Origin of the sequence: Acinetobacter sp. 22512 (assembly GCF_052044755.1) — a bacterium.
Taxonomy (GTDB): domain Bacteria; phylum Pseudomonadota; class Gammaproteobacteria; order Pseudomonadales; family Moraxellaceae; genus Acinetobacter; species Acinetobacter pittii.
Map to the genome: position 1 here is coordinate 197,091 of NZ_JBQENP010000003.1, position 15,293 is coordinate 212,383.

The 15,293-nt window shown below is 39.4% G+C and carries 12 protein-coding genes; 6 read left to right on the plus strand and 6 right to left on the minus strand.

All coding sequences use genetic code 11. The features are described from left to right. Positions 1-58: 58 nt before the first annotated feature. Together leuD and leuC are read right to left on the minus strand one after the other, a co-directional pair. Positions 59-706, minus strand: coding sequence for a 3-isopropylmalate dehydratase small subunit (leuD, locus tag ACTJJG_RS05315; RefSeq protein WP_069120405.1), 648 nt, complete (start codon positions 704-706; stop codon positions 59-61). An 18-nt stretch (positions 707-724) separates the two neighbouring features. Further along, positions 725-2,143, minus strand: coding sequence for a 3-isopropylmalate dehydratase large subunit (gene leuC / locus ACTJJG_RS05320; RefSeq protein ID WP_000907602.1), 1,419 nt, complete (start codon positions 2,141-2,143; stop codon positions 725-727). 237 nt (positions 2,144-2,380) lie between these two features. Between leuC and ACTJJG_RS05325 the strand changes: the two genes are divergently transcribed. Next, positions 2,381-2,635: a DUF2061 domain-containing protein gene (locus ACTJJG_RS05325; RefSeq protein WP_000244900.1), complete on the plus strand. Its 255-nt coding sequence runs from the start codon at positions 2,381-2,383 to the stop codon at positions 2,633-2,635. 117 nt (positions 2,636-2,752) lie between these two features. Further along, entirely contained in the window at positions 2,753-3,616 is an 864-nt protein-coding gene (locus ACTJJG_RS05330; RefSeq protein WP_004738011.1) for a LysR family transcriptional regulator, read from the plus strand. A gap of 34 nt (positions 3,617-3,650) precedes the next feature. On the opposite strand, the gene ACTJJG_RS05335 is transcribed toward ACTJJG_RS05330, so the two are convergent. The 3 genes from ACTJJG_RS05335 to ACTJJG_RS05345 form a co-directional block, all read right to left on the minus strand. Continuing rightward, complete coding sequence (locus tag ACTJJG_RS05335; protein ID WP_069120409.1) at positions 3,651-4,397, minus strand: sporulation protein; 747 nt, start codon at positions 4,395-4,397, stop codon at positions 3,651-3,653. A gap of 54 nt (positions 4,398-4,451) precedes the next feature. Beyond that, entirely contained in the window at positions 4,452-5,891 is a 1,440-nt protein-coding gene (locus tag ACTJJG_RS05340; protein WP_032062906.1) for a DUF2252 domain-containing protein, read from the minus strand. A 189-nt stretch (positions 5,892-6,080) separates the two neighbouring features. Then, a complete protein-coding gene (locus tag ACTJJG_RS05345; protein WP_002115098.1) occupies positions 6,081-6,731 on the minus strand; it encodes an HAD family hydrolase in 651 nt (216 codons plus the stop codon). A gap of 182 nt (positions 6,732-6,913) precedes the next feature. On the opposite strand from ACTJJG_RS05345, the gene ACTJJG_RS05350 reads away from it, so the two are divergent. The 3 genes from ACTJJG_RS05350 (at position 6,914) to katG (ending at position 12,463) form a co-directional block, all read left to right on the plus strand. Beyond that, positions 6,914-7,399: an RNA pyrophosphohydrolase gene (locus ACTJJG_RS05350; RefSeq protein ID WP_000567255.1), complete on the plus strand. Its 486-nt coding sequence runs from the start codon at positions 6,914-6,916 to the stop codon at positions 7,397-7,399. An 85-nt stretch (positions 7,400-7,484) separates the two neighbouring features. Continuing rightward, on the plus strand, positions 7,485-9,779 hold the full coding sequence (gene ptsP, locus ACTJJG_RS05355) for a phosphoenolpyruvate--protein phosphotransferase (protein ID WP_005066019.1): 2,295 nt from the start codon (positions 7,485-7,487) through the stop codon (positions 9,777-9,779). Positions 9,780-10,306: 527 nt separating this feature from the next. Next, positions 10,307-12,463 (plus strand): catalase/peroxidase HPI, encoded by a 2,157-nt coding sequence (katG, locus tag ACTJJG_RS05360; RefSeq protein WP_069120412.1) that lies wholly within the window; start codon positions 10,307-10,309, stop codon positions 12,461-12,463. A 67-nt stretch (positions 12,464-12,530) separates the two neighbouring features. On the opposite strand, the gene ACTJJG_RS05365 is transcribed toward katG, so the two are convergent. After that, positions 12,531-13,583 carry an MBL fold metallo-hydrolase gene (locus ACTJJG_RS05365; RefSeq protein WP_014208279.1) on the minus strand — a complete coding sequence of 351 codons (1,053 nt, stop codon included), beginning with the start codon at positions 13,581-13,583 and terminating at the stop codon, positions 12,531-12,533. 653 nt (positions 13,584-14,236) lie between these two features. Here ACTJJG_RS05365 and hcaR point away from each other — a divergent pair. After that, a complete protein-coding gene (gene hcaR, locus ACTJJG_RS05370; protein ID WP_005066014.1) occupies positions 14,237-15,142 on the plus strand; it encodes a DNA-binding transcriptional regulator HcaR in 906 nt (301 codons plus the stop codon). Positions 15,143-15,293 lie beyond the last annotated feature (151 nt).

The window sequence follows — 15,293 nt, forward strand, 5'->3', positions numbered from 1 at the left end:
GCATGTTAGCAAGAGTTTGAACGCTACGCCATGGCTATGTTTAAAATGTACCGAAAGGTTAATTCAACTCTTGGAATACCCAAGGACGAACTTGTTTAGTTTTTTCTTCATAAGCGCGAATTGCGTCCGCATTTTGAAGAGTTAAACCAATATCATCCAATCCATTTAACAAGCAGTGCTTACGAAATGGATCAACTTCAAATTTAAACGCTTCACCTGTTGGCGTACGTACTTCTTGCGCAGCCAAATCAATTGTTAATTGATATCCTTCTTGCGCAGCACATTCCTTAAATAACTGATCAACAATGTCTTCAGGCAAAATGACTGGCAACATTCCGTTTTTAAAACAGTTATTAAAGAAAATATCAGCAAAGCTTGGCGCAATAACGGTACGGAAACCATATTCGTTTAATGCCCAAGGTGCATGCTCACGACTTGAACCACAACCAAAGTTAGTACGAGCAATTAAAACGGTTGCACCTTGATAGCGAGGCTGATTTAAAACGAAATCCGGATTTTTTGGACGTACCGAGTTATCTTGTCCCGGATAGCCTTCGTCTAAATAACGAAGTTCATCAAATAAGTTGTCGCCAAAACCTGTACGTTTAATCGACTTTAAAAACTGTTTTGGAATAATTAAATCTGTATCAACATTGGCACGATCTAATGGTGCAACGATACCTTGTTCAACTGTGTAAGCTTTCATGGTTTGCTCCAGACCGAATTAAAATGAACGAACGTCAACAAAATGACCTGCAATCGCAGCCGCTGCTGCCATTGCCGGACTGACCAAGTGAGTACGACCACCATTACCCTGACGACCTTCAAAGTTACGGTTCGAGGTTGATGCACAATGCTCACCCGGTTGTAACTTGTCTGCATTCATTGCCAAGCACATTGAGCAACCCGGCTCACGCCATTCAAAGCCAGCTTCCAAGAAAATTTTATCCAAACCTTCTTTTTCTGCCTGTTGTTTAACTAAACCAGAACCCGGAACAATCATGGCTTGCTTAATGCTAGGTGCCACTTTACGACCTTTAACTACTTCAGCAGCAGCACGAATATCTTCAATACGTGAATTCGTACAAGAACCGATAAAGACACGATCAAGTTGAATATCAGCTAATGCCTGACCTGCATTTAGGCCCATATACTGATAAGCACGTGTCCAGTCATTGCGTTGTACGTCATCTTTCGCTTGTTCTAAAGTTGGTACAGCTTTCGAGACAGGAATTACCATCTCAGGTGAAGTACCCCAAGACACTTGTGGTTCAATCTCTGTACCATTTAATTCAACAACTGCATCAAACACAGCATCATCGTCTGAATGCAATGTGTTCCAGTAAGCAACTGCTTGATCCCATTGCTCACCTTTTGGTGCATAGCTACGACCTTTTACGTATTCAATGGTTTTATCATCAACAGCAACCATACCCACACGAGCACCAGCTTCGATCGCCATGTTACATACCGTCATACGTCCTTCAATCGACATATCACGGAATACCTGACCACCAAATTCGATTGCATAGCCCGTACCGCCAGCGGTACCAATTTTACCGATAATGGCCAACACGACATCTTTTGGTGTTACACCTTTACCCAATACGCCATCGACGCGAACTAACATGTTTTTAGATTTTTTCTGAACCAAACATTGTGTTGCTAATACATGTTCAACCTCAGATGTCCCAATACCATGTGCCAAGCAACCGAAAGCACCGTGAGTCGCTGTATGTGAGTCACCACACACCACAGTCATACCCGGTAAAGTTAAGCCTTGTTCAGGACCAACAACATGCACAATACCTTGGCGAATATCATTAATACCGAATTCAACGATATTAAATGCCTTACAGTTATCATCTAAGGTCTGAACCTGAATACGAGATGTATCATCTTCAATACCAGCGATGCCCTGATCACGTTCTTTTTTAGAGGTTGGAACGTTGTGATCTGGGGTAGCTACGTTTGCACTTAAACGCCATGGTTGACGACCAGCAAGTTGCAAACCTTCAAATGCTTGTGGACTCGTTACTTCATGCAATAAATGACGGTCGATATAAAGTAAGCACGAACCATCATCACGCTGAGTAACTACGTGGTCATCCCACAATTTGTCATATAAAGTTTTGCCTGCCATGTCGTCTTGCTCCATTGGACTGGGTAATTCTAATCTTTCTTCGATTATAGCCAGAGTTTTACATAAATCTAATTTATCATTTTTATAAATTAGAAAACTTTTAGGAATCATTCCTGAATGTTTTAATATCGGTCAAAATATATAAATCGGATTTGTTAATGATTATCATTTGCATAATCCATTTTTAATCTTATACTCTCATCTCTATACTAAAAATATCAAATACAGGTAGAGAGAATGGTTATGGCTAATATTCAAAAATTCGTTGTTAATAATCAACGTACATTAAAGAAAACCTTAAGTTACTACATAATGCATATTACGGTAGCCATGTTAGTTGCCTACTTTGTAACGGGTAATATTTGGATGGCTTTAACATTAAGTATGTTAGAACCAACAGTACAAGCTTTTGCATTTTTCTTTCATGAAAAAGTATGGGCAGCAAAAGACCGCCGTATATCAGCTTTAAGCGAAAACGAGACGACTGCTTAGATTAAGATTAATACGCTAAATCACAACTTTATAGAACGTTGAGCTGCAAGCATGATACGATTTTGGCTTGGCAACTTTAGCCTCTCTCGATTTTTCTATTCCAAGTAGAGTTGTATTATGAATCTTGCAGCCTTTGAAGCTTTTGTAAAAGTTATGGAAACAGGTTCGATCTCTGTGGCTGCGGATCAACTATTTATTACCCAACCTGCTGTCACCAAACGTATTCATAGCCTAGAAGAGTACTTTGGCGTAAAGTTATTTGAATCGGCAGGCCGTGGGGTTCAAGCAACTCATGCTGCGCATTCATTATTACCAAAAGTTAAAAGCTGGTTAAATGAACTTCGAGATATTCACCACACGCTAAGTCATGAACAAACCCAAATACAAGGTCGTTTAAAAATCGGGACGAGTCATCACATCGGTTTGCATCACTTGCCTGCTCCGCTTAAACACTTTGTTCAGCAGTTTCCTCAAGTCACGCTAGACGTACATTTTGTTGATTCAGAGCAAGCCCATGAACAGGTACTTGCTGGCGATTTAGAGTTAGCATTTTTAACACTCCCGCCCTCAGGTGATGAGCGTCTTAACTATATTACGATCTGGAATGATCCTTTAGTTTTTGTAGCTGCTCCATTTCATCCATTGGCTCAAAAAAAGAATTTAACCTTACAAGATTTAATTGAATATCCAAGTTTGCTACCTGCCGCACAGACTTATACAGCTCAAATCACTTTAGCTGAGTTTGAAAAACAAGGCCTTAAACCGAAAATTACCATGAGCAATAACCCACTAGAGTCAATTCGTATGTTGGTTTCTATTGGTTTAGGTTGGTCAGTTTTACCAAAAACTCTGCTGAATCAAGATATGCAGCAGCTTGATTTAAATGTCGAGATGAACCGTCAGCTAGGTATGGTATGGCATCCTGCACGTACTCAATCTAGAGCCATGCAGGAGTTGATTAAAATGATGCAAGATGCATAAAAGACTCCCATCTAAGCATCTACTCGAATTTAATTTATCCAAGCTTTAAGAGGCTTCGAATTTGTTGCACCATTTGGTTTTCATCAAGCATATGATGTGGAATCGTCATCGTTAATAGCTGATCTGATCGAAAATGGCGGTCTACTTCAAGCATAACGTGAGTTTGATTAGGTTCAGCAACGAAAGAAACTTCAACCTCATTAAATCCGCTAAACATATGTGAAGAGACAAATTCAAGCTCTTGGTAACAACCAATGGTTGATCTAAAATTTCGCGCAGTCAGTTGCCCTTTTTCTACATCTACTGTCGATAAAACAAAGCCACATCGCTGCATGGCCTGTAGAAACATTTGCATGGCTGGAGTTGGCAGAACCTTTAGATAATCACGATCAGTTGCATCTAATCCCCAATCAACATCCATATGGGTTTGAATCCAAACACGTGTACCATTTCTTCGACAAGCAACCTCAGTAATTGGTGTCTCAAATGGTAGTTGAATACTAAAAGGGAAAGAATGTGCTTGATGTGCCGGCAAGAGGAATCGAGAGTTCACTAACCACTCTTGTAAAACTAAAGGTTGGTTAAACTCATGATCACCAGATTCGACTTCTGCCATCGTTACCAATTGCAAATAAAGACCATTAATCTCTTTATCAGATGATCCGCCTTTAAAGCTAATTTCTCCATGCAATGTGCTGCCTGCTTGCAAGCTTGGGTTCTGTAAAACAGTTTCTACCGTCACACCTTGAAGACCCAAACCAGACATAATTTTACTAAACATTTTTTCTCTAACCTTTCGAATTATTTCCTGTCATCTGTAGCAGCATACTTATTATTAAAGTGCATCATCTCCAGCGAGCTGAATCTTACCATCTGCAACTTCATTCATAAATTGGTCATAGTCATTTAGATTACGTTCTGCATATTCTTCTGCATACGTTTGTAATACTTCTACTATCGTATTACCTTCGCCAAGGTATCCCATAAGTACATCTGCATTTCCAGATTTAGCATGGGCATGAGCCAATGCTAAACCACAACTTTCGGCATACTCATAGAAATACTCATCATCCATGTCACTAAGATCAACCGAAATTTTCATATCACGTAACTGACGTACATGAAAATGTTGATTTGATATGGAAGAGAACCCAAGAAATATATCACTTGCGGCCTGCATGAGCTGCTGACCATGCACTACACGCTCACCTTCGTGATTTACCTTGTCTACAAATAACGGGTTGAGAATTGATGGATTCGCTTCTTTCATTTGTAAAATTAACGGTTCCCGATCTGCATCTTGAAATAATGCAATCGCGGATCGTGTACCAACACTTCCAACACCCACCACTTTCAAAGCTACATCTGTACGTTGATAACGATCAAAAAGTACTTGGCGATCATATTTTAAAGAATCACGGTATTGTTGAAAAAATACATCAACATCTTTACCAAATGGCTCATCTACATCTGGATGCCATAATAACGGCGCATCATCTACAAAATGACAAAATCCTGTATCTTGATCTTGCTGCGTAAGCTTCGGCAGAACAGAGTACGCCGTTCTTTTCTGTGCTGAATCAAGGTGCTTCTCGCGTTTCTTTCTTAGTTTTCGACACTCAGTATTTTCTAATAACGTACTGGCATCAACTTTTTCATACCAAACTTGGAGTGGTGAAAGTTCTGTAATTTCTAATAAGTGCTGACGATAACTATTCAGCATTATTTTAATTGCTTTTAACCCGACTTTCTCTGCAAGATGAATATCACGTGCCGCGATTACAAAACTGGTTGCTAAGCGCTTTACATCCCATTCAAATGGGGCAACTAAAGTTTCATCAAAATCATTAATTCCAAATAACAGGTTACGTTCGGGACTTGCAAAACCGCCAAAATTACTTAAATGACAATCCCCACAAATCTGTTGAAATAAGCCTGAGTTTACCGGCTCCCACGCTTGATCAAATAGCATCAAAGAAGGCATGCCACGATAAAATGTGAATGGAGAAACACTCATCCGTTTTGCACGAATCGGTTTGAGTTTTTCTAAACGACCTTGGTTACTCCAATCATAGATCGTTAAGGCAGTTGTACCTTTTGGTCGTTCAGAAAGTTTTGATAGCTGTTCACGTGGAACTTTTTTACGTTGAGCCTTACCTAATTTAAAGCCTTCGCTTTTATTAAGTAATTTCCCCTGATAGCTATGACGTGTTAAATCAATACTTTCATCATTCCAAAGTTGTTTTGGTAATTTAATTTGTGCTGTTTTTGACATTATTTCCTCATTTTTAAATTAAATTTTTTTATATTCTGAAATCTTTGCCAAGATAGAATTTATTTTATTAATCATAGCAATATCTGTTTTTAGCTAAGATTTATAAGAGATATTAAAAAATGACTTTAAATATAGTTAAGAGTTGGAAGACCTCAAAACTTTTCAAACTGTTCTTCCAACTCCATAATCTTAAATCGACCAGTCCTGAATGTCCCAGTTATGTTCTTGAGCCAGTTTTTCAAGACGATCATCAGGGTTTACTGCAATTGCATGCGTTGCATATTCAAGTAAAAAACGGTCATTAATTGAATCGGAATACGCCCAGGACTCAGACACGTTACGGCCTTCCAACCATGCATCTAGACGTGCAAGTTTGCCTTTTTGATAACACGCTAAACCAGCAACTTTACCCGTATATTTTCCGTCAGCCACTTCAGCATTGGTTGCTAAAATTTCGGTAATCCCAAATTCACGAAAAATCGGTGCAGTAATAAAATCACTTGTTGCCGTAATACCCACAATGGTATGGCCTAAATCTTGATGTTTTTTGATTGCATCAAAACCTTTTGGACGCATTTGCGGACGAATGACTTTTTGCATGAACAATTGGTGGAGCTCAGTTAAGTAGTCATTGTCATGCTGCGTTAAAAATCCAAAAACAAATTCATTATAAGCATATGGGTCAAGTTGGCCTGCTTTGTAATCTTCATAAAATTTATCATTCATCTGACGATGATGAACCGGATCAACCAAACCTTCATTGACTAAAAATTCACCCCAAGAATGGTCTGAATCGGTATTTAACAAGGTATGGTCTAAATCAAACAACGCCAGTTTCATGAAAATTCTCGTTTAAACTGAAATTTAAGAAAAAAAATGTAAATCTATCTCCGCTAGTCGATAGAAATTCGTTAAGATCGTAGCAATTTAAACATTTTACTTTGATCTTTTCGAGCTGGACATAAAAAAGTGTTTGTCCCCGCGATTAAAGTCAACGATATAGACAATATTTAGGTAGCCAAATGATCGATTCAGAAGGTTTCCGACCGAATGTCGGGATCATTTTGGCAAACGATGATGGACAGGTTTTATGGGCAAAGCGCATTGGTCACAATGCTTGGCAATTTCCACAAGGAGGCATCCAGTTTGGAGAAACCCCTGAACAGGCACTTTTTCGAGAACTGAGAGAAGAAATCGGCTTATTGCCCGAACATGTCCAGATTATTGCGCAAACCAAAGGATGGCTGCGTTATCGTTTGCCACATCGGTACATTCGGTCAGACTCTGACCCCGTATGTATCGGACAGAAACAAAAATGGTTTTTACTGAAGTTAACTGCGCCTGCAAAAAATATTCAGTTAAACCTCTCCGACCCGCCCGAATTCGATGAATGGCAGTGGGTTAGCTATTGGTATCCTCTTGGACAAGTGGTGAACTTCAAGCGTGATGTTTATCGTAAAGCCATGGTGGAGTTGTGTACACAGTTGCCAATGCAACAATTACCCTAAAAATCATTTATCTAGCAAATGATTTTTATTAAAAGTGCTGTTATAAATACATTCATAGTCTAAAAAAATACTGGAGTATACATCCATGTCAAACATGCAACTCGACACTCTACGGCGCATTGTCCAAGAGGTTAATGCGTCCGTCAGTTTGCATGAATCATTAGACATCATGGTTAATCAGGTTGCTGAGGCCATGAAAGTGGATGTTTGCTCCATTTATTTACTCGATGAACGCAATCAGCGCTATGTATTAATGGCCTCTAAAGGCTTAAATCCAGAATCTGTAGGCCATGTTTCTTTGCAACTCGGTGAGGGCCTGGTTGGTCTGGTCGGGCAACGCGAAGAAATCGTTAACCTTGACAATGCGCCAAAACATGAGCGGTTCTTGTATTTACCTGAAACAGGCGAAGAAATTTATAACTCTTTCCTCGGCGTACCAGTCATGTATCGTCGTAAGGTTATGGGCGTTTTGGTTGTCCAAAATAAACTTCCTCAAGATTTTAGTGAAGCTGCCGAGTCCTTTTTAGTTACGCTGTGTGCTCAGCTTTCTGGCGTTATTGCTCATGCTCATGCAGTGGGTAATATTGACGTATTTCGTAAGCCGAGTAATGGACCTGCCTACAAAACCTTTCAAGGCGCTTCAGGTGCAGGCGGTGTTGCCTTAGGTCGCGCTATTATTTTATATCCACCTGCCGATTTGGGTTCTGTGCCTGATCGTGAAGCAGAAGATATTAGCGATGAACTTCGAATTTTAGATCAAGCCATTTCATCAGTACGTTCAGAGATTCGTTCTCTGGATGAAAAAATGCATGATTCACTCATGGCCGAAGAGCGCGCTTTATTTAGTGTTTTCTTAAGAATGCTAGATGAAAATGCATTGCCAGCAGAAATTAAAGAACTCATTCGTGATGGACATTGGGCACAAGGTGCAGTACGTCGTGTCATTGAAAAACACACTGCCCTTTTTGCACAAATGGAAGACGACTATCTTCGTGAGCGAGTTTCTGATCTTAAAGATTTAGGGCGACGTATTTTAGCTTCTTTGCAAGAAGAAGACTCTAGCCATCGTGACCTGAGTCCAGACAGTATTTTAATTGGTGAAGAAATTAGTACTGCTGCTCTCGTTGAGTTGCCAGTAGACAATATTGCAGCGATTGTGACATCCGAAGGTGCAGCCAATTCGCATATGGTGATTGTGGCTCGTGCATTAGGTATTCCAACCGTAGTTGGTGTAACTGAACTGCCAGTGAACACACTTGATGATGCAGAAATGATTGTGGATGCCTATCAGGGCCGTGTTTTTGTAAACCCTCCACGTCGTTTACGTCAACGCTATAAAGAAATTCAGAAAGAAGATGAGCAAATCGCAAAAGATCTCAAACAATACGAGACCAAAGAAGCGATTACTCCAGATGGTGTGTCTGTTCAACTTTATGTAAATACGGGCCTCATGATTGATGTTGTCCGCGGAGTACAACGCGGTGCTCAAGGTGTCGGTCTATACCGAAGTGAAATTCCATTCATGTTACGGGAACGCTTCCCAGGTGAAGAAGAACAACGCGCAATCTACCGTCAACAGTTGAGCCATTTCGCCAATAAACCTGTGGTGATGCGAACTCTGGATATTGGTGCCGATAAAGACTTGCCGTATTTCAGTATTGAAGAAGAAAACTCGGCATTAGGCTGGCGTGGTATTCGTTTCACGCTCGATCATCCCGAGATTTTTTCTTCGCAAATTCGCGCCATGCTCAAAGCCAGTATTGGTTTAAATAATTTGCATATTTTATTGCCAATGGTCACTACAGTCAGTGAAGTCGAAGAAGTACTTTATTTACTTGAGCGTGACTGGATTGCAGTGCAAGAAGAAGAGCAAGTTAAAATTACCAAACCAAAAATTGGAATTATGGTTGAGGTGCCGAGCGTACTGCTACAAATTGATGAGTTTGCTGAACTCGTCGATTTCTTCTCGGTCGGCTCAAATGACTTAACCCAGTATTTACTTGCAGTTGACCGTAATAATCCACATGTAGCAAACGTTTACTCACACTTTCACCCATCCATTCTACGTGCGCTAACCCGCTTAGTTAAAGAATGTCATGAATACAAAAAACCTATCAGTATTTGTGGTGAAATGGCAGGTGATCCATTATCAGCAATCCTGCTCATGGCAATGGGCTTTAATACCCTTTCAATGAGCTCGAGTAATATTTTGCGTGTACGAAAAGCAATTTGTCATGTACCAATGACAGATGCACAAAAATTGCTGGATGATGTCATGAAAATGAATAATCCACTCATCGTAAAAAGCTGGCTTGAGTACTATTTTAAAACTCACGGTTTAGCTGATATGGTGAAATCGAATCGAATCGTAAATGTTTAATATATAAAATAATAAAGGAGAGCAATGCTCTCCTTTATTTTGTTTAAGATAGCTTCTACTACAACTCAATATAAAAAATTTCATCTCACTATTGCGCTCATCTTAATCTTTTAAACAAACATATAATCGGTTTTTTAAATTAATATTGACAGTTTAATCCATTTGAAAAATAAGACTCCTACTCCTAGTATATTTATAGAGCGTTATTAAAAGATCTTACGTTGTTCCAACAATTGAAGAGGTAATTCTATGCATCGTTATTTACAAGTTTCATCTTATTTTTCCTCTTGTTTTTTAACCTTCATGCAGTAAATTGGAGGAATAACAACTAAACGAATCTGATGCATTATTAAATAAAAAATAATGGCTGACATCTCAGTGAAAAGACTTTTAAACGGTTTCCCTCACCATTTGTTCTCCCATTTCTTTATTTAGTAAACATGAGTTTTTAAACCAGAAGTTCAGGAAAATGAGCCCTAACATTTTTACGAAGAGCTCAATAATTATTACCCAGAGAGTATATAACCATGTCAGACGAATCAAAATGCCCTTTTTCAGGCCATAAATCAAAACCAGAGGTAACGGTCGGTGGTGGCACACCTAGTTTACACTGGTGGCCAAAACAACTACGCGTCGACTTACTCAACCAACATTCAGAACGCTCTAATCCACTCGGTAAAGAATTTAATTACCGTCAAGAATTTAAAAAACTCGACTACTACACCCTCAAAGCTGATATCAAAAATGTATTAACCGATTCTCAAGATTGGTGGCCAGCCGATTGGGGAAATTATACAGGCTTATTTATTCGATTAGCATGGCATGCTGCTGGTACATATCGCATGGGCGATGGTCGTGGTGGTGCTGGTCGTGGTCAACAACGTTTTGCGCCATTAAATAGTTGGCCTGACAATGCAAGCTTAGATAAAGCGCGCCGCTTATTATGGCCAGTTAAACAAAAATACGGTCAAAAAATATCGTGGGCAGATTTATTTATTCTTGCTGGAAACATCGCACTTGAATCTTCAGGTTTCCGCACCTTCGGTTTTGGTGCAGGTCGTGAAGATGTTTGGGAACCAGACAACGATGTAAACTGGGGCGATGAAAAAGAATGGTTAGCTCATCGCAACTCTGAAGCATTGGAAGGCAGCAATCTAGCTGCAACCGAAATGGGTCTAATTTATGTAAACCCTGAAGGCCCACAAGCCAGCGGTGACCCTAAATCAGCTGCACCATTTATTCGCGCGACTTTCGGCAATATGGCAATGGATGATGAAGAAATTGTTGCCTTAATCGCAGGCGGTCATACTTTAGGTAAAACTCACGGCGCTGCCTCTGCTGACCATGTTCAGGCTGATCCTGAGGGAGCTTCAATTGAACAAATGGGCTTTGGCTGGTCAAACAGTTTTGGCACTGGTGTTGGTAAAGATGCGATCACTTCAGGTTTAGAAGTGATTTGGTCACAAACGCCAACTCAATGGAGCAACTACTTCTTTGAAAACCTATTCAAATACGAGTGGGTACAAGAGCGTTCACCTGCTGGTGCAATTCAATGGGTAGCAGCAGATGCTGAGGCGATCATTCCAGATCCATTCGACCCGTCAGTTAAACGTAAGCCAACAATGCTTACTACAGATTTGACCTTACGTTTTGATCCTGAGTTTGAAAAGATCTCTCGTCGTTTCCTTAACGATCCACAAGCATTTGCCAATGCTTTTGCTCGCGCTTGGTTCAAATTAACTCACCGTGATATGGGGCCTAAAGCACGTTACTTAGGTCCTGAGGTTCCGGCTGAAGATTTAATCTGGCAAGACCCATTACCTGCTGCCAGCGCTATACCGTCTGCTGCTAGCATAGATGATGCAAAAGCAAAAATTGTTGCATTGGGATTATCTGCTGGTGAGCTAGTTTCCCTTGGTTGGGCTTCGGCATCCACGTTCCGTGGTGGAGACAAGCGTGGCGGTGCAAATGGTGCACGTATTGCTTTATCGCCACAACGTGAATGGGACGTAAATAAAAAAGCAGTTGAGACTTTAAGCAAAATTGAAGAACTCAAAGCATCTACTCAATTATCATTAGCTGATTTAATCGTGCTTGCAGGTAACGTTGGTGTAGAGCAAGCTGCTCAAGCGGCTGGTTTCAATATTAGCGTTCCATTTGCTCCTGGTCGTGTTGATGCATTACAAAGTCAAACTGATGTCGAATCTTTCCAATTATTGCTCGGCCTTGCCGATGGCTTTAGAAACTGGAAAAAAGAGGGTGTCAGCGCAACAACTGAGGCATTATTAATTGATAAAGCACAACAACTGACTTTGACTGCACCAGAGTTAACTGCATTGATTGGTGGCTTACGTGTACTGGGCACCAACTGGGATGGCTCACAACACGGTGTATTTACTCAGCAAGTTGGTGTACTTAGCACAGACTTCTTTACGAATTTACTCGACATGTCTACTGCATGGGCACCTGTTGACTCAACAAGCGAAGTATTTGAAGGTAAAGATCGTAAAACAGGCGCAGTAAAATTTACCGCAACACGTAATGATTTAGTCTTCGGTTCAAACTCAATCTTACGTGCATTAGCCGAAGTTTATGCTCAGGTAGATGGTAAAGAAAAATTTGTTCAAGACTTTGTTGCTGCATGGACTAAAGTCATGAATCTTGACCGTTTTGACTTAGCTTAATTTAAGTCAAACTAGTAAAAAGCCAGTTCAATTTGAACTGGCTTTTTTAATATCAAGCATGGTTTTTTTAAACAGTCAGTTTGTGTCCTTCCCGAATGCAATAAAAAGGATTTGCAAGCTTTGAAGAAGCTTTAATTGCCTGCGCTAGAGCATGCTCTGGGTCTTCTCGGTCTTCATCAGTCAACTGGAAAGTTCGATAATGAATCGCAATAGAACGATGAGCCTGTAAATCGAAGTGCGCATGTAGCGCATCTTGCGGGTTCATATGAACATAGCTCATCAGTTCACGTGGCTCATACGCACCTATTGGAAGTAAGGCAACTCGCGGTGCGCCATAACGGGCATGTATTTGCTTAAAATGACCCGCATAACCGGTATCACCCGCAAAGAAACAATGACCTGTTTTAGCCACGACCGAAAAGCCGCCCCAAAGTGCCTTATTCTGGTCGCGTAAACCACGACCTGAACCATGCTGTGCAGGTGTATAGATTATTCTTAATTCGTGATAGGGAATTTCTTGCCACCAATTCATCTCAATGACATGAAACTCTTTAGGTAGATAAAAACCATTCCCGAGTCCAGTGTAAATTGGCATTGCGAATTTTTTATGTAGCCATTCAAGTGTCGCCAAGTCCATATGATCATAATGATTATGGCTGAGCAAAACTCCATGAATCGTCGGTAATTGTTCTAGTGCAAAACCTGCCGGGCATACACGGCGTGGGCCACGCCCTTGTGAAGGACTTGCATAATCACACCACACTGGGTCGGTAATAAAGTTATAAGGGCCAATCTGAACCAATACCGTTGCATGCCCAACGAACCAGACTTGCCAATCATCCAGATCTGCCTGAGGTCGATTTTGCGGCAAAGCTACAGCCGTATTTACACGAGTTTCATATTCATTTTGAATATCCACTTTCCATGTAAAAGACTCACGCGTAACTAACCAACGCAATAACTCTTTTGAGCCACGAGCAGGTGACTTAGGCTGTTGATTATAAAAACGTGTATCCGTTTCATGCCCAGACTCGGGATGACAAAAAGGAGGTTTTATCCATGTATGCGTCCAACAGGACTGAGTCGGCAATTGATATGTTAATGTCGGCTTGTCTTTCATGGGCTTTTCTATGTTTTAGCATCAGCAGAATGGATGTGATCAGGTTTCTATCTTAACGATTAAAACAAATTAAGCTATGGCACTTACACTTATTTATCATATAAATATCCATTTTATCGTGGTCATAGCCAACCTAAGTTAAATTAGAGTGCCATAAAAAACACTTAGATGTGTTGAGTTTATGCGTCAGCAATTACCATTCTTACTAAGACTTCTTGTATAACATAACAATTAGAAGATGCCGAAAGCCGCTATAGAACCTCCCTATTTCATCTTTGGCGCCCGTAATTTTTAACTTAAGATTCTTCTGTGCAATAAAAACAATATATTTAGTAACAATTACATTTGGGTAGATCTTAGCAACCTATAGGTTATAAATTTATTTTATTATTCTAGTTTTTGCATAATATGAGAATTTCTTAAATGAATATTTAAATCCTTTAAAAAATTCTTTGATTAATTAAAAATAATGTATTTATTATTTAATTATTAATATATTTTATGAATTATTTGAGCTTATATTCCCATATTAAATCTTTAATGAAAATTAAAATTCCATTTATTTTATAAATACCTAAATCACCTTCACGCTATATCTATTTATGCTTTATACTTCACTTAAATCATAGTAAGACATTTTTTGGATTAGTCTTATGGAACTACGCCATCTCCGATATTTCATTACCGTTGCTGAAGAATTAAATTTTAGTAAAGCTGCTCTTAAACTTTTTACTGCACAGCCCTCTCTTAGCCAACAAATTAAAGATTTAGAAGAAGACGTTGGTGTACGACTTTTAAACCGCACAAAACGCAAAGTTGAGTTAACAGAAGAAGGCGAAGTATTTTTAGAACATGCTCGACTCACCCTCGCTCAGGCTGAAAAAGCGGTCGCTATGGCACGACAAGTTTCTAAGGCTAAACAGCAATTGTTACGTATCGGTTTCGTTCCCATCGCAGAAATGAAAATTTTCCCTTATGTACTTCCTAATCTTCGACTACAACACCCCGACCTTACTATTGAACTATCTAATTTAAACAATACTGAACAGCTTAAAGCCTTAAAAAAAGGAGAGCTGGACATTACGTTTACCCGTGAAAATACAGATAGTGATGAAATACAAAGCCAATTTGTTTTAACTGAACCCCTGATTTTCTTACTTCCTAAAAATCATCCACTTGCTCAATATGATCGAATCCCAGTCCATGCTTTACAAGGTATTGACTTTATTATCCCAGCAGCCGAACAATCACAAACCTTACATAACACCATTTTAGATTTCGCTAAAACTCATAACATCGAACTGAATATTGTTCAAAAAGCAGACAGCATATTATTCAATATTAACTCTCTTGGTTCTGGATTAGGCTGTACAATTTTACCTGCCTACGTTGCACCTTTAGGTATCAAAAACACGATAGTTCGTCCACTTGATGTCGACTTACCAACACTTGATTTATTCGTAAACTATCGTAAAAACTCACAGTCTTTAGGCGTTCAAAAATTCATTGACCAGCTCACCAAAGTATTTCATTTAGATAAAAACTTAAACCACGCTTAATTATTACGAATAATTTTATTATTAAGCACATGTTTAATAAGATCATCTTTATAAAAAAGTATAAATAAATATTCCTTCTATTTATTTTATACTTTTTATAAACAATTTAATCCGCGGTAATATCCTATTTTACCTAATAGGTAAAATTAAA